This is a genomic window from Natronomonas gomsonensis (assembly GCF_013391635.1).
Lineage (GTDB): Archaea > Halobacteriota > Halobacteria > Halobacteriales > Haloarculaceae > Natronomonas > Natronomonas gomsonensis_A.
Window position 1 is genome coordinate 991,704 of record NZ_JACAWU010000001.1, and the last position, 19,516, is coordinate 1,011,219.

Annotated in this window: 20 protein-coding genes; 6 read left to right on the forward strand and 14 right to left on the reverse strand. The window is 66.1% G+C overall.

Translation table 11 applies throughout. From position 1 onward, the window contains the following. Nucleotides 1-126: 126 nt before the first annotated feature. Together HWX69_RS05165 and HWX69_RS05170 are read left to right on the forward strand one after the other, a co-directional pair. Nucleotides 127-699, forward strand: coding sequence for a DoxX family protein (locus tag HWX69_RS05165; protein WP_178916025.1), 573 nt, complete (start codon nucleotides 127-129; stop codon nucleotides 697-699). A 95-nt stretch (nucleotides 700-794) separates the two neighbouring features. After that, complete coding sequence (locus HWX69_RS05170; protein WP_178916026.1) at nucleotides 795-1,172, forward strand: hypothetical protein; 378 nt, start codon at nucleotides 795-797, stop codon at nucleotides 1,170-1,172. On the opposite strand, the gene HWX69_RS05175 is transcribed toward HWX69_RS05170, so the two are convergent. The 4 genes from HWX69_RS05175 to HWX69_RS05190 form a co-directional block, all read right to left on the reverse strand. Next, entirely contained in the window at nucleotides 1,173-1,445 is a 273-nt protein-coding gene (locus HWX69_RS05175) for a DUF7521 family protein (RefSeq protein ID WP_178916027.1), read from the reverse strand. It lies immediately after the preceding gene. Beyond that, entirely contained in the window at nucleotides 1,442-1,813 is a 372-nt protein-coding gene (locus tag HWX69_RS05180; RefSeq protein ID WP_178916028.1) for a winged helix-turn-helix domain-containing protein, read from the reverse strand. Before HWX69_RS05180 ends, HWX69_RS05175 begins: the two co-directional genes overlap by 4 nt. Nucleotides 1,814-1,874: 61 nt before the next feature. Next, nucleotides 1,875-2,189 (reverse strand): EthD family reductase, encoded by a 315-nt coding sequence (locus HWX69_RS05185; protein ID WP_178916029.1) that lies wholly within the window; start codon nucleotides 2,187-2,189, stop codon nucleotides 1,875-1,877. A gap of 40 nt (nucleotides 2,190-2,229) precedes the next feature. Next, on the reverse strand, nucleotides 2,230-4,242 hold the full coding sequence (locus HWX69_RS05190; protein ID WP_178916030.1) for a beta-propeller domain-containing protein: 2,013 nt from the start codon (nucleotides 4,240-4,242) through the stop codon (nucleotides 2,230-2,232). Between the two features lie 159 nt (nucleotides 4,243-4,401). On the opposite strand from HWX69_RS05190, the gene HWX69_RS05195 reads away from it, so the two are divergent. After that, nucleotides 4,402-5,982: an alkaline phosphatase D family protein gene (locus tag HWX69_RS05195; RefSeq protein ID WP_178916031.1), complete on the forward strand. Its 1,581-nt coding sequence runs from the start codon at nucleotides 4,402-4,404 to the stop codon at nucleotides 5,980-5,982. Between the two features lie 73 nt (nucleotides 5,983-6,055). Continuing rightward, complete coding sequence (locus HWX69_RS05200; protein WP_178916032.1) at nucleotides 6,056-8,059, forward strand: bacterio-opsin activator domain-containing protein; 2,004 nt, start codon at nucleotides 6,056-6,058, stop codon at nucleotides 8,057-8,059. Nucleotides 8,060-8,061: 2 nt separating this feature from the next. On the opposite strand, the gene HWX69_RS05205 is transcribed toward HWX69_RS05200, so the two are convergent. The 10 genes from HWX69_RS05205 to HWX69_RS05250 form a co-directional block, all read right to left on the reverse strand. Beyond that, entirely contained in the window at nucleotides 8,062-9,090 is a 1,029-nt protein-coding gene (locus HWX69_RS05205; RefSeq protein ID WP_178916033.1) for a Brp/Blh family beta-carotene 15,15'-dioxygenase, read from the reverse strand. Further along, nucleotides 9,081-9,875, reverse strand: coding sequence for a lycopene cyclase domain-containing protein (locus tag HWX69_RS05210; protein ID WP_178916034.1), 795 nt, complete (start codon nucleotides 9,873-9,875; stop codon nucleotides 9,081-9,083). The genes HWX69_RS05205 and HWX69_RS05210 overlap by 10 nt, the downstream gene beginning before the upstream one ends. A gap of 138 nt (nucleotides 9,876-10,013) precedes the next feature. Continuing rightward, a complete protein-coding gene (locus HWX69_RS05215) occupies nucleotides 10,014-10,766 on the reverse strand; it encodes a bacteriorhodopsin (RefSeq protein WP_178916035.1) in 753 nt (250 codons plus the stop codon). A gap of 107 nt (nucleotides 10,767-10,873) precedes the next feature. Then, complete coding sequence (locus HWX69_RS05220; RefSeq protein ID WP_394353424.1) at nucleotides 10,874-12,073, reverse strand: branched-chain amino acid ABC transporter permease; 1,200 nt, start codon at nucleotides 12,071-12,073, stop codon at nucleotides 10,874-10,876. A 121-nt stretch (nucleotides 12,074-12,194) separates the two neighbouring features. Continuing rightward, nucleotides 12,195-13,187 (reverse strand): branched-chain amino acid ABC transporter permease, encoded by a 993-nt coding sequence (locus HWX69_RS05225; protein WP_178916036.1) that lies wholly within the window; start codon nucleotides 13,185-13,187, stop codon nucleotides 12,195-12,197. After that, a complete protein-coding gene (locus tag HWX69_RS05230) occupies nucleotides 13,184-13,882 on the reverse strand; it encodes an ATP-binding cassette domain-containing protein (RefSeq protein WP_178916037.1) in 699 nt (232 codons plus the stop codon). Before HWX69_RS05230 ends, HWX69_RS05225 begins: the two co-directional genes overlap by 4 nt. Beyond that, entirely contained in the window at nucleotides 13,879-14,697 is an 819-nt protein-coding gene (locus HWX69_RS05235) for an ABC transporter ATP-binding protein (RefSeq protein ID WP_178916038.1), read from the reverse strand. The genes HWX69_RS05230 and HWX69_RS05235 overlap by 4 nt, the downstream gene beginning before the upstream one ends. A 3-nt stretch (nucleotides 14,698-14,700) precedes the next feature. Next, nucleotides 14,701-16,119 carry an ABC transporter substrate-binding protein gene (locus HWX69_RS05240; protein ID WP_178916039.1) on the reverse strand — a complete coding sequence of 473 codons (1,419 nt, stop codon included), beginning with the start codon at nucleotides 16,117-16,119 and terminating at the stop codon, nucleotides 14,701-14,703. Nucleotides 16,120-16,201: 82 nt separating this feature from the next. Continuing rightward, nucleotides 16,202-17,158 carry an alpha/beta hydrolase gene (locus tag HWX69_RS05245; protein ID WP_178916040.1) on the reverse strand — a complete coding sequence of 319 codons (957 nt, stop codon included), beginning with the start codon at nucleotides 17,156-17,158 and terminating at the stop codon, nucleotides 16,202-16,204. A 138-nt stretch (nucleotides 17,159-17,296) separates the two neighbouring features. Next, nucleotides 17,297-18,007, reverse strand: coding sequence for a helix-turn-helix domain-containing protein (locus HWX69_RS05250; RefSeq protein WP_178916041.1), 711 nt, complete (start codon nucleotides 18,005-18,007; stop codon nucleotides 17,297-17,299). Between the two features lie 101 nt (nucleotides 18,008-18,108). Here HWX69_RS05250 and HWX69_RS05255 point away from each other — a divergent pair, with 101 nt between their 5' ends. After that, complete coding sequence (locus tag HWX69_RS05255; protein WP_178916042.1) at nucleotides 18,109-18,726, forward strand: class I SAM-dependent methyltransferase; 618 nt, start codon at nucleotides 18,109-18,111, stop codon at nucleotides 18,724-18,726. Between the two features lie 150 nt (nucleotides 18,727-18,876). Beyond that, on the forward strand, nucleotides 18,877-19,491 hold the full coding sequence (locus HWX69_RS05260) for a hypothetical protein (protein WP_178916043.1): 615 nt from the start codon (nucleotides 18,877-18,879) through the stop codon (nucleotides 19,489-19,491). The last annotated feature ends 25 nt before the right edge of the window (nucleotides 19,492-19,516 follow it).

The following is a 19,516-nucleotide window of genomic DNA, read 5'->3' on the forward strand; positions in this document are numbered from 1 at the left end:
TCCTCTGGGAGACGAAATCACGAAATCGGATCTCTTGCGTCCTCAAACGGCCGTTTCTCCGGTTCCGGGAATCAGCTACGCGCTATATACTGCTTCCTAGCGTTTGCATAAACGAGGAGAACACTAATGGCAACCAACACCACTCAAACCGGACCGAACGTCTTCCAGAGCAGAATCGGTAACTTCACCGTCACCGGGAAAGCCCACAGCCTCAGCGCGTGGTTCGTGCTGTCGCTGCGGCTCATGATGGGTATCGCGTTCCTGAACGCGGGCCTCTCGAAGTTGCTGGCGGCCGAACCGTTCAGCGCCGCCGGCTATCTGATGGGTGCGGTGCCCGCCAACGGCGGCCCCGCCGTCGGGTTCTTCACGTGGATTGCCTCGAACCCGACCGCACTCGCCGTCATCGACGTGGCCGTCCCGTTCGGGCAACTCGCGATCGGTCTCGGACTCATCGTCGGCGCCTTCGTTCGCCTCGCGGCGTTCTTCGGCGCGCTCATGATGGTGATGTTCTACCTCGCCAACTGGGACGTCGCCCACGGCGTCATCAACGGCGACTTCGCGTACATGCTCGTGTTCCTGGCCGTCGCGGCCTTCGGCGCAGGGCGCATCCTCGGACTGGACGCCTACATCGAGCAGTACAAAATCGACGGGCAGGCGCTCATCGAGAAGTACCCGAAGCTCGACTACGTCCTCGGGTAACCCTCGTGGACCACGTTCAAAGACCACCTAACTAACCGTTTTCAGAACGCACGTTCCGTACCGTCGACACCCGATTTCGAGTCGACACCCCACCCATGAACCTCAAAACACTCACCATCGCCCTCGCAGCTGCCGTCGCCGCCTTCGTCATCGTCGGCGTCGCCGTCACCGAACTCGCCGGCCAGAGCATGGAGTTCTCGCTGTTCGTCGGCATCCCCGCCGGCCTCGTCGCCGGTGCGGTCGCCGGCGCCGTCGTCGCCCTCGGTCTCGGCTCCGAGGAGGCGGGCAACCGGCGTATCGCCGCCGCCTTCGGCGCCTTCGGCGTCGCCTTTCTCGCGACGTTCCTCGTCGGGGCGTTCCTGCTCAGCGTCGGCGTCGTCCTCTCGATACTCGTCGGGGTCGTCGTCGGGGCGGTCGCCGCTCCGATCGGCTACCTCCGCGGACCGAAGACGCCGCCGACCGCGACGGCTTGATCACTCGTACAACGAGTAGGTGATGACGCCGAAGCCGATGGCGACGAGCGCGCTCTCGATGAGCAACACCGCATTGACCGGCAGCCCGAACGCTTGGTGGGCGGCGCCGGCCAGAAGCGACCCGAGCGTGACGAAGCCGAAGCCGACAGCGAGAAAACCGATGGGTCGAGAGCCGGTCCGGCGGTAGGCGTTCGCCGCGAAGTACGTTATGAGTCCGCCGAGAACGAGCGTGACGGCCTTCAGCGCGACGACGAATGTGACGTAGTCGGTCACGTTTCGCTCCGCACCTCCGACCACATCTCGACGAGCTTGCCTTCGGGTTCGGGTGGCCGGACGATATCGATACCCAGCGGCGGCCCGCCGACCAAATCGAGGACGACGCGGTCGACATCGAGGGCGTACGTGGTGCGGTGGTGGCCGCCGGCCCGGATTTCCGTCCGCTCTTCGACCAGTGAGGCACCTTCGAGTTTACTGATTTTCCGATACGTCGTCGACAGCGGCACGTCGGCCGCCTCTGAGAGGGCCTTCACGCTCAGCGGTTCGTCGAGAGCGTACAGCAACTCGAGACACTGGTCGTCGTCCAGCGCCTCGATTACGTCCTCGGGTGGCGGCGTCTTCGCCGCTCTGTCGTCGAACACCATGCGGTTCGATTTGCCGGTATCGCAGTTACGTCTTGTGCCGAACCGAGCGCTCGAAAACGCTCTATTCGACGTGAACCGTCTCCTCGACGATGGTCTGAAACCCCGCCTCGGTGTCGGCGAAGTTCGGAAGGTCGGCGCCCGTCCGCTCGACGGCCTCGGAGGCGAGGGCGGTTTCCAGCGCCGCCTCGTCGGCGAAGTACAACCCCGCGAAGCCGTCGTAACGGCTTTCCTCGGGGGCTCGCGGTAACGAGGTGGTGTATCGCTCCAGTCCGGGTATCGCCTCGGCCAGCGGGACGTGTTCGGTCAGCCAATGGTCGCAGAAGGCCTCGTGGTCGAGTCCCTGCGTCCGTACGAGTCCGACGACGACTTTGAGCATCTCTCCAATCGAGACGACGGGTTGGGATAAACCGCCGCTCTCACTCGGCGAGCGATATCGTCGCCGTCTGCTCCCACGAGCGCTCGTCGACGACGGTCAGCGACGACTCGCCGAAGACGTAGAGGTGATCGCCGACGTAAGCGGCCCGCCGTGCGCTGCCGTCGGTGTCGACGGTCGTCTCGACGCTTAGCCCGTCGGTGTAGTTGAACACGTAGCCGGTGTCCCCGGCGGGCAGGAAGAACACACCGTGGCGGCGGTCCATGAGGAAGGCGTGGTGGCTCTCGCCGACCGCCGACCACCGCTGTTCGAGGATACGGTCGGTCTCGACGGTGGGGTTGGAGGGCTCGGATACGTCGAAGACGACGAGTTTCACCCTCCCGTCTTCTTCGCCGATACCGAGGATGCGGTCCTCGGAGATGGGATGGAGGTACGACGAGAAGCCGGGGAGTTTCAACTCGCCTTCGACGGTGGGGTTCTCGGAATCAGAGAGGTCGACGACGTGGAAGGGGTCGATTCGTCGGAACGTGACGACGTAAGCCTCGTCGTCGGTATAGCGGACCGAGTAGATGCGCTCGGTGATGCCCATCCCCTGTACCGATCCGGTCACGTCGAGGTCCTCGTCGAGGACGTAGAGGTCGTTCTCGCTGTCGGTGCCGAAGGCGCCATCGACTGTCGTGGCGATGCGGAACTCGCCGTCGCGTTCGTCGAGCGAAAACTGGTTCAGCGGCCGGCCGGGAATCGACCCGGTCGCGCCCGCTTCGACGCTCGGCGTATCGGTGTCGGCGCCCTCGACATCGAAGGCGACGATGCCGGTTCGCTGGAATCGGCGTTTGTTGTCGGCGGCCCACGCTTGCAGGTCCTCCTGCAGGGCCTGCTCGGCCTCGCGGCGCTCGGAGTCGTTCAACCCGGCCAGCCACGCATCGATGGCCCGCTGTATCTCGAATCGCTTCGACCGCTGGCTCAATTCGTAACCGCGAATCTCCTCGACTCGCTCGACGGTGTCGTCGTCGAGGCGGTCGGACTGGTTCGTCACGAGGAACTCCGCGACCATATCCGCCCGATTGAGCGGCTTCGGGTAGGTGACGTACACGGAATCGGCGGAGACGTAGACGACGCTGTCGCCGCCCGACCCGACGAAGGAGGCGCTGTCGTCGGCCTCGCCGTCGGTCGGGTCGAGCGTCGTCACGGTGTAGGTGGCGTCGGTCGGCGCCGGTTCGGTCGGATGGTGAATCGAGGTACAGGGCACCACCACGTCGTCCATCGGCCGAATCGGACAGGGACTTCGGCGGTCGACGCCGTCGACGGTGACGAGATAGACGGTGCCGGCGTGGAGTCGCGCGGTGACCACGCGGTCCGAGAGGGACTTCGACCACGTCCGCTCGGGGTTCTCGCGGTCGGCCACGTCGTAGCCGAGGAGTCGGTCGTCCTCGAAGACGACGAGGCTATCGTTGGCCAAGAGCAGTCGCCCGGAGATATTCAGACGACTCGCCACTTCCGGGGCGGCGGGGTCGGAGGCGTTGACGAGGTGGACGCCGCTTCGGTCCTTTGTCGGCGGTTCGACTGGCTCGCTTTCGGCGGTTCGGTCTTCGGGAGTGGGTTCCGGCACCGGCGCGGGGCGGACGTGACGCTCTCGCGTCGCGTAGTACAGCGTGTCGCTCGTCGTCTTCAGCCGGTCGGGTTCGTCGATGCCCTCTATCTGAACGTTCGTCTCGGAGACACGGCGCTGTTCGCCGACGCCCGCTTCGCCGCCCCCCTCCCCATCGTCGGCTCCCGCCTGCGGTTCGGCGGCGGGCGCGTCCGCCGAGGTGGTCCGTGCGCTCGACGCTTGCACCTGGTCGCCGAGGCCGATGGCTCCCGACGTGGCCTCGGCTTCTCGGAGATACGACCGGAACTCCTCCGCTGAGTCGAACGTCGAGACGGCGTCGTCTTCGGGTGGTTCACTCGAATCGTCGGGGACGGTGTCGAGTACGACCCCGCCGACGGTTCCGCCGACGAGCAGGATCCCGACGACGACGGCCAGTTGCGCCATCGATAGCGAACCGATTCGCGTCATACCACCCCTGTTTCCCGTCGAACGGATAATGTGTTACCGTAGAACAAAGAGCGGTTTTACCTATGTGCTGGCGATGTCCTCGGTAGGGCCACGGCAGGTTACAACGACGAAAACGAGAGTAATACTTAGGATGTGTCGTCGAGGAACGAAAATTGTCCGATGGACCCTGCTGACACGCCCACCACGACCAGACGAACCGCCCTGAAGACGCTTGGCGTCGGGTTTACGACGCTCGCTGTGGCCGGAACCGCCGCCGGGTCGTCGCTCTCGGTGACGACCGATTGGGCCGATAAGTACGGCGACACCGAGTGGATACTCGGCGGCACGCTCGACGCCCTCGGCGACGCGAGCGAGGCCTACTGCGACTTCGAATTCCGTCCGGAAGGCGACGATGCGTGGACGGTAATCGAGGGGACGACGCTCTCCCAACCGGACTCGTACACCGCCACCACCGGCACGGTCGAGCCGGGTGTGACCTACGAGTATCGTGCGGTCGCCGAGACGAGCAGCGGCCGCGTTACCGGTTCGACGGACACGTTCTACGTGTACGTCTCGCCAACGCTGACGACCGGCGACGTGACGGCACTCGAGGAGGACCGAGCGACCGTCACCGCGACACTCGATGACCTCGGGAGCGCCGACAGTTGTGCGGTGTGGTTCAGCTACCGCGTCAGCGGCGGGTCGTGGCAGGAGACCGACCGACAGACGCTCTCCTCGCCCGGCGAGTTCGCCGCCGACCTCACCGGTCTGAGCGCCGACACCGAATACGAGTACCGGGCGCGAGCGGAGGGTGACGACGGAACCTACGGCTACGGCGGCGGTCGAACGTTCACGACCGATACACTGCTCGGCGTCACGACCGATGCCGTAACTGCGCTCGATGAGAACGCCGCGACGCTCGAAGGGACGCTGACCGACACCGGAGGTGCAGACAGCGTCTCGGTCGGATTCACGTACTACGACCTCGACACCTCCACGGGCTACCGCGTCGACGCCGGGGAACTGACCGCGAGTGGCTCCTTCGAGGCTCGGGTCTCCGACCTCGACTCCGAGACGAACTACGAGTTCCGCGCCACCGCGACCGGCAGCGACGGCGACAGTGCCCGCGGCGACGCGCTTCGGTTCACGACCGACTCGTTGCTCGGCGTCGAGACGGCCGGTGCGACCGATATCGAGCCGACGGCGGCAACGCTCACCGCCGACCTCACCGACCTCGGTGGCGCCGACTCGGTGGACGTGACCTTCGAGTATCGCCGTGTCGGGGCCGACGCCTGGGTCGACGGCGGCGTCGAGACGGTTTCCTCGACCGGGACGGTTCGCCGGCGCGTCGACGGCCTCGACGACGACACAGACTACGAGTACCGTGCAACGGCGACCGCCAGCGACGGCGACGCCGACGCGGGTGGGACGGCGACGTTCACGACGCCGGTCGGTAACGAGGCGCCGACCGTCGAGTCGCTGTCAGCATACGACTCCTCGCCGCCGAATCCGCACGCAGAACTCAACGCCGAGTGGACGGTTGCCGACGCCGACGGAAACCTCGCGTCCGTCGACGTGACTATCCGCAACTCCGACGGACGGAGCGTCTACAGCAACCCGAGGCGTGTCAGCGGTGGTGAGGCAAGCGGCAGCGAGTACACCGAAGTCAAGAAAGGTGACGGCGAGACGTACACCGTCTCCGTCGTAGTCACCGACTCCGATGGGGCGACCGGAAGCGACGAACTGTCGTTCCGAGCGTAGCGGGCCCTCGACGTTTCGAGACGGCATCCACGTTTATACTGCCGGCGGCCCTACCCAAACCAGTGAGGTATCCATGACCGGAACACAGGGGGCGAGGGTGCTCACCGTGTCGGAGTCGGCCGACGGTCCGACGGCCGCCATCGAAGGTGAGGGGTCGTTCGCCGTGCTCACGGCGACGGATGCGGCCGGGGCACTGACTCGACTCGAGGAGGCCGACTGTGTGGTGGTGGTCGACGGTCCGAAACTCGATGCGGTCGGGGTACTGGAGGCGATTCGAGAACGCGACACCGAGGTGCCAGTCGTCGTCGTGGCGGACGACGAGACGGTCGCCAGCCGAGCGGTCGCCGCCGGCGTCGACGAGTTCGTGCCGAAGACGACGCCGGGCGCCGAGAGCAGACTACTCGACCGACTCCGTGCGGCACTCGAGGGGACGCCCCCGCTCCGGACCGACGGCGCCGCCCGAATGCCCATCGAGAACCTCGGCGTCCGCGAGGAACTCCGGCTGAAGGAGCGGGCCATCGACGAGGCGCCGGTCGGCGTCACCATCGCCGACGCTGACCGCCCAGACGAGCCGATGGTGTACATCAACGACGCCTTCGAGCGGCTGACGGGCTACTCCAAAGAGCGCGTCGTCGGTCGCAACTGTCGGTTCCTGCAGGGTGAGGACTCCGACCCCGAGGCGATCGCCGCGATGCGGGAGGCGGTCGATTCGGGCTCTTCGGTGTCCGTCGAGTTGCTGAACTACCGGAAGGGCGGCGAGCCGTTCTGGAACCGCGTCGACATCGCACCGGTCCACGGTGCCGACGGCGAGGTGTCGCACTTCGTCGGTTTCCAGACCGACATCACAGAGCGCAAGGAGGCCGAGATGGAGTTGAAACGCGAACGGCGGAACCTCGAACACCTGCTGGCCCGCATCAACGGCCTCCTCAAGGACGTGACGCGGGAACTCGTCGGGTCGGAGCGACGCGCCGAGGTCGAACAGGGCGTCTGTGACAGCGTCGCGGCCGTCGACACCTACGAGTTCGCGTGGGTCGGCGTCCCCGACCGCTCCAGCGACACGCTCACGGCGACGGCGTCGGCCGGCGAGTGGGCGGTCCGATCCGACGACCTCGGCGTCGACCTCGCGGCGGCGGACCCCCTTCCGGCCGCCGTCGCCTACGACACCGGCGAGTTACAGGTCGTCACCGACCGGGCGGAACTGGCGGCCATCGCCGAGCGGTCACCGTGGATGGATTCGGAGGGGGTCCGTGGCATCGCCGCCGTCCCGCTCGTCTACGGCGAGACGACATACGGCGTTCTCTCGCTATACACGACGGAGGAGGCGGCGCTGAACGAACACGAACGGGTCGTCCTCGAGGCCATCGGCCGGGCGGCGGCGACGGCGCTGAACGCCTTAGAGCGCGGCCGCATGCTCGCGACCGACAGCGTCCGACAACTCGACGTGGAAACCACCGACGACGGGCTGTTCTTCGTCGACCTCTCGGCTCGAACCGGCCGTTCGCTCACCTACAACGGGTCGGTGTACCGCGAGGACGGTTCGGTGCTGATGTTCTTCCGGTCGGACGGCGACACGGAGGCCATCCTCGATACCGTCGAACAGTATCCACACATCGCGTCGGCGGAGGTGATACACGAACACGGCGGGGAGACGCTGTTCGAGTTCGCCGTTACCGACGACTCCCTGCCGGCGACGCTGGCCGAACGCGGCGTGCGGATCTGCGAAATCGGCGTCGTCGACGGCGTCGCGACCATCGAACTCGAACTGCCGAGCGAGGGCGACGTTCGGGCCGTCGCCGACCTCCTCTCGGACCGGTATCCGGAGACCGATGTCGTCGCCCAGCGCGAACGGGAGCGTCCGCCGTCGACGCGACAGGCCTTCGTCGCAGAGGTGGAGGACCGCTTGACCGAACGGCAGTTGACGGCGCTGCAGAAGGCCCACGTCAGCGGCTTCTACGAGTGGGACCGTCCGGTCACGGGCGATACGCTCGCCGAATCGATGGGCATCGGCCGGGCGACGTACCACCAGCACCTCCGGGCGGCCGAGCGAAAACTCATCGAGGCGTTCTTCGAACGGTAGTTCTACGTCCACCAGACGCCTTCCCGGCGGTCCATCCACGTCACGACGGCGACGTGAGGGAGCGTGAGGACGGCGATGAAGACGAGATACACCGCCGCGACCGACGCCGGCGAGGTGGGCGTGACGGGGACGAATACCGCGAAGCCGACGAGGAAGACGAGTGCCAGCGCGGTCAGCGGGGCGGCCTCCCGGGCGAACCGCCCGAGGAGTTTTCGGGTGTCGACAGCCGAGTCACCGTCGACGGCGACGACTCTGATGACGTGCCGGAGGGCGTGCCAGATACAGAAGTAGACGCCGATGGCGACCAGCGGCGGCACCGTCAGGAAGAACAGCCACAGCAGCGCGGTTTCACCCGCATCGACACGCCAGCCGCGGCCGCCCTCGCGACGATAGCCGACTGCCAGAGTCACGACGGTGGCCGCGAGGAAGACGCTCCCGCCCACGAGGCGAGTCGTCTCGGCGAACAGCCACGCCACCGAGAGGTCGGCGCCGAACAGTCCGACCCACGCCTCGACGACGGTTCGGTATCTGTCGGGGAACGCCAGCAGCGGAACGAACATCGGGAGGCCGCCGCGGACGAACCCGGTCGCCGCCCGCAGTCGCGTCGAGTCGAGGTGGTCGGCGTCGACGAAGACGACGAGAGCGTGAACGTCGCCCTGTCCCCAGTGGAACCACGTTATCGCGATGAAGAGTCCTGCGGCGGCAAGCGGCGCGAGGAGCCACAGCGCGGCGTAGGCGCCCCCGACGGCGGCGTAGAGAATACCGACGACGACCATCGAGGACGTACGCGACCGGTCGTCGTCGATTCGCGCCGGAACGAGGTAGTCGACCGCACCGTGGGGGAGGCCGAAAAGGACGACGCTCGCCGCCAGCGGGAGGTATCTGAGCGTGGGGCTGACCGTGACGCCGAGCAGCCGTCCGACCGTCGCTCCGACGACGAACAGGGCACAAATCGTCCACGCCGGGCGGGTGGCGAGGCGGTCGTACATCGCGCGAAACGCTGGCGTCGGCCGGTCGACGGTCACGCCCATCGGTCGACCACCCACCGGAACAGGACCAGCCCTTGGACGACGAAGAGGTTCGTGACGAGGAAGAACAGCGCCTCCTCGATTGGCAGGCCGAACAGCGCGACGCCGGTCGTATAGGTCGGCGAGATGTGCCAGATGCCGGTCGCCAGCGCGATGCGGTCGATTATCCAGAGATACACCGTCGGGACGGCGACGCCGAGGGCGACCGTCCGGCGCTGATACAGCAACTGCGGGAGGCCGACGACCCACTGGATGAACAGGACGGGCGCCGCCCACGCGAGAATCGCGCCGAGATAAAACGTCGCGTCGGCCGTGAGCAACGCGGCTCCCACGATGCCGATGGCGACGGCAACGACGGCACCGAGGAGTCGCGGTGCACGTCTGAAACGGCCGAGAGTAAGCCACCGCTCCCCGTCTTCACGTCCGATAGCGTCTGTTTCGGGCCAGCCGCGACGGAGCGTCAACTGGCCGAGCCACAGTGCGGTGAGAATCGGCTGGAGGACGAAGAAGGCGTACTCGCCGACCGGTGCGAGGCCGAGGTGGGCGAACGTCTGGCCCTCGCCGTATCCCCAGACGCCGCGGGCGATGAGGTAGTTGTCCCACGGCGTCGTGTAGATGACGGCGACGAGGGTGACGACGGCGACGCCGCTCCAGTAGACCGGTCGACCGACCGACCACACTGTCGGCCGGGTCGTCCGGGTGCGGGTCACCGTCGCCGCGGCCAAAAGCACAGCCACGACCGGAAGGAGGAACGCGAAGTGGAACTGCGCGTAGGTCGGGGCGCTCATGGTTCCACCGCTGGGTGTGGCTTTGCGTTCCTCGTCTCGGTCAGGGGGTCCGTGTGCATTGTCGAAGGGGTTTCGGGGCCGAGTCGGCCCCGAGGAATCGTTCGGTCGTCGTCGGCAGGTCCGACGGCTCCGGGGCCGTCAGTCGTCGGCGGGTTGGGCCGTCGAACCGGCGAGGTCGCCCGCGGCGTCGAGCACCTCACGACTCGACAGCAGGATGATACCGAAGCCGACCTTCGCGACGAGGTCCAACACCATGAAGCCGGCCGTCTCGCTGTAGAGGCCGATGGTGCCGAGGCCTTCGGTGCCGAGTATCCACCACACCGGATACACCAGCCAGACGACGACGATGAGGTTCCGGAGGGTGCGGAACGTCGATTGGGCGTCATCCGAGAGGCGGTTGGCCTCCTCGGTCAGCGTCCCGAACAGGAAGTACAGCAACACCAGCAGGAAGCCGGTGGAGACGCCCCACCAGATGAGGCGGTCACCGACCGGGCTGAGCAACACGCCGGTCGTCGACAGCGTTGCCACCGCGCCGGTGCCTATCATCAGCGCGTCGAGGCCGACGAGCGTGGCAATCTGGTTGCGGTTCGCTCCGGCCAACAACCCGAGGTCGATGAGGAGCAACGGCGTCGTGAACAGCCAGTCAGTGTATCGCGCCCAGTAGATGGGCAACTCCTCGCCGGCGACGGTCACCGTCGTCAAACCGAAGCCCAGCGCCATCATCAGGTAGTTGACGAAGGCGATGGCGGTGATGAATATCGTCACGATGTAGAACTCTTGTCGGCGTCTGTTCTCCTCGCCCCAGCCGCGGGCGATGAAGTACAGCATGCCGAGGAACATTCCTGCCGTGCCTATCCACAGCCATAGTGCTTCGCTGCCTGGGTCTGCCATGGTACGCCATAACCTACACACCGATGACTGTTGAAAAGTATACCAAACCAGTTTGGTCAATATGGCAACTATTTCCAGAGAAGTCGGACCGGCGCCCCGGTAGGCGCCTACCGAAGATAGCGCCGGAGCCGTTCGGGAACCGTCTCCGCGAGCGGGCCGCCGAGGCGGTCACGTAGCGAGCCGAGGATGCCACGGGGAACGAACAGGACGAACGCGACGAAGATGATGCCGAGATACAGCTCCGCGCGGCCGTCGATGAAGACGTTGATGAACTCCAGAACGGTGAACTCACCGACGCCGGCCGACAGGATGCCCTCCGAGAGCGTATCCCGGAGGAATCGCGCCAGTCCGCTCGACTCCGTCGTGAAGATGCCCTGCAGGAACTCGTGGAACAGGTGGCCGTACAGCGCCCCTGCGAGGGTGCCGAAGCCGCCGATGATGGCCGCCAGCAGGGCGTCGGCGGTGACGAAGAGGTCGAAGGTGTTCTCGGGGGCGACCGAGCGCCGGTAGCCGGCGAACAGCGCGCCGCCGATGGCGGCGAAGAAGCCGCTGATTCCGAAGGCACCGAGTTTGTACCAGAAGGTGTTGTAGCCGACGGCCTCGGCGCGCTCTTCGTTCTCGCGGATAGCGACCATCACCCGGCCGAACGGCGAGTGGATGATTCGCTGCATCGCGAAGTAACAGACGAGAACGACCGCGCCGACGGCGTAGAAGGAGACCTCGGCGGCTCCGAGGTCGATACCGGTCCCGAGGACGTTCTCGAAGCTATCGCCGGCGAGGCGGCCGAGACGGAACTGGAGTGCGTCGATGCCGGGAATCCCGACCGCGAAGCCGTCGCGGCCGACGACGCCGACGCCGTCACGGGGATTCGAGCCGACGTAACTCCAGTTGCGGATGAACACGTGGGCGACCTCGGCGAAGCCCAGCGTCACCATCGCGAAGTAGACGCCGGTGAGTCGGAACGACACCGCGCCGACGGCGAGCGCCGCCAGGAACGCCAACACGCCCGCGAGGACGATGATGAGCATAAAGGGCGTCTCTGCCGGCAGTCCGGGTACCTTCCCCGTCCCGACGAGGACGACGAAGTACGCGCCGATGCCGTAGAACATCGCGTGGCCGAAGGAGAGATAGCCGGTGTAGCCGCTGACGAAGTCGAAGCTCATCGCGAAGAGACCGATGTAGAGGACGACGACCATCGTCCGGACGCGCGGCAGGAAGACGGTGAACAACTCGCCCAGCGACACGCCGAGAAGCGACAGCGAGATGCCCGTCAGGAAGCCGTAGATGAACGGGTACAGCACCAACACGCCGACGACGGCGACGTGGGCGGTGTGGGTCGCGAGGTACTGCCGCAGCGTCTCGCCGACGCCGGCCTCCGTGTCGGCGCTCTCGACGGGGTCGCCGCCGCCGTCGGCAGGGGCGGGGTCGCTAATGGCCCCCCACCTCCGAGACGCCGAACAGTCCCTGTGGACGGGCGACCAACACGGTCACCAACACGAGGAACATCACCAACTCCGGTAGTCCGGGGAAGTCGATGTAGTTGATGAACAGCCACGACATCACCGCGTCGACGAAGCCGACGAGGACGCCGGCGACGACGGTGCCTTTGAACGAGCCGAGGCCGCCGATGATGACGACGATGAAGCCGACGAGCAGCGTCTCGACGCCGAGGGGAACGCTCGCACCGAAGCGGGGGTCCCACATGAGCATCACGCCGGCCAATCCGGCCAGTCCCGACCCGACGCCGAAGACGACGGTGAACGCCTGTCTGATGTCGATGCCGAGTGCCTGTGTCATCTCGGCGTCCTCGCTGCCGGCGCGGATGTACAGCCCGTAGCGCGTCCGGGTGAGAAACAGGAATATCGCGACGACGACGAGCAGGCCGACGAGTACCTCGAAGAGGTACAGCCCGCGGGTGCTCGCCCCGAGGACGTCGTAGCGATTTGCGAGGAAGTCGGGGGCGGTCCCGATGGCGTCCTGCCACTCGGTCTGGGGCTGTAATCCGGCCAACTGAACGACGATGGTGGCCGCCTCGTCGAGGACCAACACCAACCCGAACGTCAACAGAATCTGGAACAGCGGTTCGCGGTCGTAGATGGGCCGGATGAGCACGCGCTCGACGCCGGCGCCGAAGGCCGTAAGCGCCGCGAAGACGACCGCGACCGCGACGAAGAACAACAGGAGGCGCATCCCCTGTCCTGTCGCACTGGATACCAGGGCGACCATCACGGCACCGCCGAGATACGCCCCCAGCATCGTCAGCGACCCGTGGGCGAAGTTGAGCACGCCCATCAGCCCGAAGATGAGGCTGAGGCCGCTGGCGATGACGATGTAGAGGGCGGCTTTCGACAGCGCGTCGAGAGTGATCTCGACGGGTGCGAACAGCGGAAGCGTCTCCACGGCAACTGCGAGACCGCTCATGCCGAGAGATACCTCCGTATCATCTCGTCGTCGCGCGTGACGTTCTCGGTCGACCCCGACTCGACGACCGTCCCGTGGTCGATGAGGTAGAACCGGTCTGCGACGTCCATCGCCAGCGGGAAGTTCTGCTCGACGAGCAGCACAGTCGACTCCTCGGCGACGGCCTTCAGCGCCTCGGCGACCGCCGCGACGATCTGCGGGGCGAGTCCCTCGCTCGGTTCGTCGACCAACAGCAGGTCGTTGTCGCCGACCAGTCCGCGGGCGATGGCGACCATCTGCTGTTGGCCGCCCGAGAGGTCACCCGCCTCCCGTCCGCGATGCGATTCGAGTTCCGGAAACGCGGAGTAGGCTCGTTCGAAGGCCGCCTCGACGGAGTTGCCGGGCGGCGTCGCGATGCGGATGTTCTCGTCGACGGTCAGATGCGAGAACATCCGGCGCTCCTCGGGGACCCACCCGACGCCCATGCGGGCGACCTCGTGGGTTGGCCGACCGGTCACGTCCTCGCCGCGATAGCGGACCGCCCCCTCCCGGGGCGGCGTTAACTGCAGAATCGACCGCAGCGTCGTCGTCTTGCCGACGCCGTTACGGCCGATTAACGCCACACACTCACCGGGTTCGACCTCCAGCGAGATGCCCTGTAGGATGTGGCTCTCGCCGTAGTAACTGTGGATGTCGTCGACTTCGAGCAGGCTCACGCGAGGCCACCTCCCGTGGCGTCGTCGCCGGACTCGTCGGATGCGGCCGCGGAATCCGGTTCGTAGCCGCCGAGGTAGGCGTCCTGAACGCGCTGGCTGTTCCGGATGGCCTCGGGGTCGTCGTCGGCGATGAGCGACCCCTGATTGAGCACGGCGATGCGGTCGGAGACCTCCATCACCACGTCCATGTTGTGTTCGACGAGCAACACCGCGTGGTCGGCCGCGATGTCGTCGATGAGGTCGGTGAGTTCGTCGATGCCGTCGCTGGAGACGCCCGCTGTCGGCTCGTCGAGCAGCAACACGTCGGGGTCCCCCGCCAGGGCGATGGCGAGTTCGAGGTTGCGTTTCTCGCCGTGGCTCAGCGTTCCGGCGACCGTCTCGCGTTCGTCAGCGAGACCGACGCGTTCGAGGATGTCCTCTGCTTCCCGTTCGTATTCGGGGAAGGCGTCGACGTTGCGCCACGCCCGGAAGGAGTCGGCGCCGCCGGCCGCCTGGGCGGCGATGCGGACGTTCTCCAGCACCGTCGAGGTGGCGAAAATATTCGTTATCTGGTAGGAGCGGTGGATGCCCGACAGCGCCGTCTCGTGTGGCGCGTGGTCGGTGATGTCGATCCACCCGTCGCCGTCCGACCCGCGGTACTCGACGGTCCCTTCCGTCGGTTCCAATGCACCGGTCAGGAGGTTGAAGAACGTCGTCTTCCCGGCGCCGTTGGGGCCGATGAGCGAACAGCACTCCTCGCCGAGTTCGAACTCGACGCCGTCGACGGCGGTGACGCCGCCGAAGCGCTTGGTGAGGTCGGTCGTTCGCAGCACCATCGATTACAGCGAGCACCCCATGTCGGGGTCGTCGGGCTTCAGCGTCGTCTCGGAGGCCGGGATGCGCGCCAGCGGTTCGCCGGGCATGATGGGCGCGTCCCAGTTGTCCTCGGTGTTCGGCACCGGGTAGGCGACGGTCATCTCCGAGCGGGCCTGGTTGTTGTACTCCTGGTAAGTGTAGCCCCCCTCGCCTTTCGGCGTGTCGGTGACGGTCATCCCGCGCATCGCCGAGGCGATGTCGGCGCCGTCCGTCGAACCGCTCTCCTCGACGGCCTGAGCGATAGAGGAGGCCGCGGTGAACGTCCCGGAGGTGAACAGGTCCGGGACGACGCCGTACGTCGAGGTGTAGCTGTCGACGAAGGCGTCGTTGATTGGGTTGTCGTACTGGTTCCAGTGGTAACGCGTGGTGAACGGCCCGAGTTGGGCGTCCCGTATCTTCTCTTCGGTCAGCGGTTCGCCGAGGACGCGCTGGGCGACGCCGCCGATGGCGTTGGTCGAAATTTGGGTCGCGAAGCCGCCGAACATCCGGAGACCGTAGTCGCCCGAGAGTCCCTCGTCGAGGAAGTTCGGTAGCGTGACGACGGTGAATCCGCCGACGACGGCGTCGGCGTCGGCGTCGACGGCGTTCTGATAGAGGCCGGCGAACTCGTCGTGGCCGCGGGGGACGAACCGCTGGTCGACGACTTCGACGCCCTCGGCTTCGAGGACGTTCGCGTAGTTCCGTGCGACCGCACGGCCGAAGGAGTAGTCGGCGGCCATGATGAACACCCGCTCGACGTCGGTCTCCTGGGCGACGTAGCGGCCGCCGGAGAGGGCGTCCATCGCGGTGTTCTCGTTGGCGCGGAACACGAGTTCGTTACACAGTTCGCTGTCGCTCGTCACGTCGGCCGCGGCCGCGGGTCCGGCGACGAATGGAACGTTCGCCTGCAGGACGACGGTTTCGATGACGCGCCGGGCGGCGTCGGAGGAGGCCGTCCCGAACAGGATGTCGACTTCCTCGTCCTGGACGAGGTCGGTCGCGACCGTCTGGGCCTGGTCGGGGCTGAACTCCGAGTTCTCGATAATCAACTCGTAGGTCACGTCACCGGCGTCGATCGTCTGGGTCCCCGACGAGGACACGTCGAGGGGATCCTGGTCGTACTTGTACGCCAGCCCCGAAAGGAACCCCCACAGCGACTGCTGGCCGTAATATTGCAGGTCTCCCGTCAGCGGCTGCATGACGCCGATTTTGACGGTTCCGCCGCCGCCGGCGTTGCCGTTTCCGTTTCCGCTCCCATTGCCGTTGCCGTTTCCGTCCCCGTTTCCATTTCCGTTCCCGTTCCCGTCGCCGTTGCCGGTACAGCCGGCCAATCCGGCCACTCCGAGCGTTCCGGCGGCCGCAGCGCTCTTGAGCCATTCCCGCCGTGTCTGGTCACGTGCCATAGTAGCAATGTACAGGTATATACCGGCAAAAGGTGGGAGGTTAACATGTCAACCGTCGCCCCGCTGAGTGGACTCGGGGCTCTCAGCCCTCGAAAGCGGTTTCGAGCGCCGCCGTCACGTCGTCGATGGCCTGCCGTCCCTCGTCGATGTGTTCGTACAGGCTGAGGAAGCCGTGAATCTGGGCGGGGTAGTGGTGGTGTTCGACAGGGACGTCGGCGGTTTCCAGTCGGGTGGCGTAGGCGGTCCCCTCGTCGCGTAGGACGTCGAATCCGGCGGTGACGACCGTCGCCGGCGGCAGCCCCGAGAGGTCACGCGCACGGAGCGGGAAGGCGTAGTCGTTGCCGACAGCCGCCTCGCGGGTGAGGTACTGTTCGAGATACGCCTCGACGCCGCTCATTTCGAGGAAGTATCCCGACGCGTTCTCGTCGTAGGAGTCGAACCAGCGGACCGACGGGGGGTTGACGGCGGGGTAGACGAGCAGTTGGTGGGTGAGGTCGGGGCCGTCGCGGTCCCGGGCGGCCAGCGTCACCGCCGCAGTGAGGTTGCCGCCGGCGCTGTCGCCGCCGACGGCCACCCGGTCGGGGTCGCCACCGAGGGATTCGGCGTGTTCTGCAGCCCACTCCGTGGCGGCATAACAGTCCTCGAACCCCGCTGGGAAGGGGTGTTCCGGCGCCCGGCGGTAGTCGACTGAAACGACGATACAGTCAGCGCGGTTGGCGAACAGCCGGCACAGGCCGTCGTAGGCGTCCAGCGACCCGCGACTCCAGCCGCCGCCGTGGAAGAACACCAACACCGGCCTCGCTTCCGAGGTGTTGGTTTTCGGTTCGTAGATGCGGACCGGAACCGGCTCCTCGGGCCCTCGGAGTTCGAGGTCGGTGACGGCGTCGACCGGTTCGGGCTCCTCGACGGTGAACAGTTCGTCCAGCAACGCCCGCCCGGTCGCCACAGACAGCGTCTCCGTCGGCGGCGAGACGCCCGCCTTGAACCCGGCGAGTAGTTGGTCGACCTGTGGGTCCAACTCCGCCGCTCGGTCGGTCATCGCGATACCCCCGTAACCGGGCTACCGTCGTAGCGGGCGGGCGAGGAACGTGTCAGCGTGTCCTGCAGCTGTGACATACCCACCCATAGGAGACGGGAGTATCAAAAACGGGGGGTTGGCATGTGAACTGCCGTTCGCTCAAGGCTTCTCGTCGATGTGTTCCATCGCCTCGACGAGGCTGCGGACGAGTTTCTTCTCGCCGCGGCGCATGTTCTTCGAGACCGCGGTCGTCGAGACGTCGAACTCCTCGGCCAGCGTCGACAGCGTGGCGTCTCTCGGCGTCTCGAAGTAGCCGGATTCGGCGGCTCGCTGGATGGTCTCGGCCTCGACATCGGACAGCGACCGGCAGGCGTCGAGCAGTTCGCCGGCGGGTTCGATGTTGCCCAGCACGTCGAACAGCCGGTCGAGTTCGAGGTCCCGGCGCTGTTCGACCTGGAAGTCGTTGTTGGCGTCGAGTGCGTACAGCGTCTCGTCGGCGGTGCCGCCGTCGTCGAAGCCGACCTGCCACAGTTCCTGTCCGTCGCGGATGCGGAACGGCCCCGTGATGTAGCCGCCGCGGTCGTGGATGACCGACATCGCGTCGGTCTGTTCGATGACCGTCCGGATGACGGCGCTGTCGCCCTTCCGGGTGAACAGCTGGTACTCGTTCATGTTGTCGTGCTCCCGCAGCGCCGACAGACCGTTGTCGAGTGCACCGCGGTCGGCCCCGTCGACGAGCAGCCGGGTCTCTAACTCCTCTTGGGCCGCGTCGAGTTGCCAGTGCATCGTCGAGAACGCCACCTCGTGGTCCGCGGTCGTGTCGATGAAGGGACAGTCGTACTGCTCCATCTCCATGGTGACGTCTATCATCGGCCCGGAGTTTCTCCTCCAGTGGCATAACTGTTTGTCACGGTTCTTGACTCTCGACCGCGTGTCACGGGGGCTTTAGCCGTGGGACTCCTCGGGCCGCTATGGACCCGGACGACAACCACCGAAACTGGGCGGAGCGCTCCGGGGAGTTCTCACCCGAGTACTACGCACAGATCGGACCCAACGAGGTCAGCGAAACGCTCCGTGAGGTGTTCGACCACTACGTTTCCGAGGACGCCGCCGTTCTCGAACTCGGCTGCAGTTCCGGCCGCCACCTCGAACACCTCCGGAAGGCCGGCTACGAGAACCTCACCGGCATCGACCTCAACGACGAATCGTTCGAGATTATGGCCGAGCACTACCCGGACCTCGCCGAGACCGGCACCTTCCACACCGGGGCAATCGAGGACATCGTCCCCGAGATGGCCGACGGCGCCTTCGACGTCGTCTACTCGGTCGAGACGCTCCAGCACGTCCACCCGGACGACGAGTGGGTGTTCGAGGAACTCGTGCGGGTCACCGACGACCTACTCATCACGGCCGAAAACGAGGGGAACAGTCCGAAACGCGGCCGGGACGATTCGACGGTGAGTTACGTCAACGACGACTTCCCGCTGTATCACCGCGACTGGAAGGCGGTGTTCTCGGAGTTAGGCCTCGCACAGTTACTGCGCGAGGGCGGCAAACGAGATACGGTTCGGGTGTTCCGGGTCGTCTGAGAGCAATCGTTGGCGTTGTTGAGGGACACAACCGTTGGCAGTAGCGGCGTGGCAGATGCGGCGTAAATCATCAGCCCACTGGCAGACGGTATTCGTCGTTCGCAGTGCCGAATCATGAAAATTTTTCAGACTACCGAAGAAGCCACTCCTATGCGCCGCCGTCCGTTCCTCGCCTCCGCCCTGACCGTCACCTCCACCATCATCGCGGGATGCGGCTCTGTCGGGTCGCGAACCGAACACACCGACCCGACGGTAGAACACGACGACCACGATGATGCGAAGTATCTCAAGTTTCACGGGGACGGCTCGGAACTCACCACCGTGGGTGTCGACCCGAATTTTGCCCCCCTGCCGAAGAACCTCTTCGTATCGATTTCCCACCGAGAGGACACCGAACTGCGGTCGCTCACACAACGGGTCGTGGCACCGGACGGTGACGGGACCCCCCCGCAACTCTCGGTTCAGGACTCCTCCGAGAGTAACGACGTCCCGCACCCGCCAGTCTCACTGTCCCAAGACGGGACGGCCGCGGTCGTAGCTGTCGAGGAATTCGGCGACCTCGCCGACGAGACCGTGTTCATCCCCCTCGCCGTCACCCGGTGGCCCGAGTCGGCCCGCAGACTCGTCGTCGAGAGCACCGTCGAACTCGTCGAGACGGGGACGTTCGAGAACACGCACGTCCTCGACGGTGAACTGGAATTCGAGTTCACCGCTGAAACCGATACGGGAACTCGAACCGCTGACACGGCCGATTCGTCGGAGTAAGACCGCCGAAGAGGGGTGGCAGCGA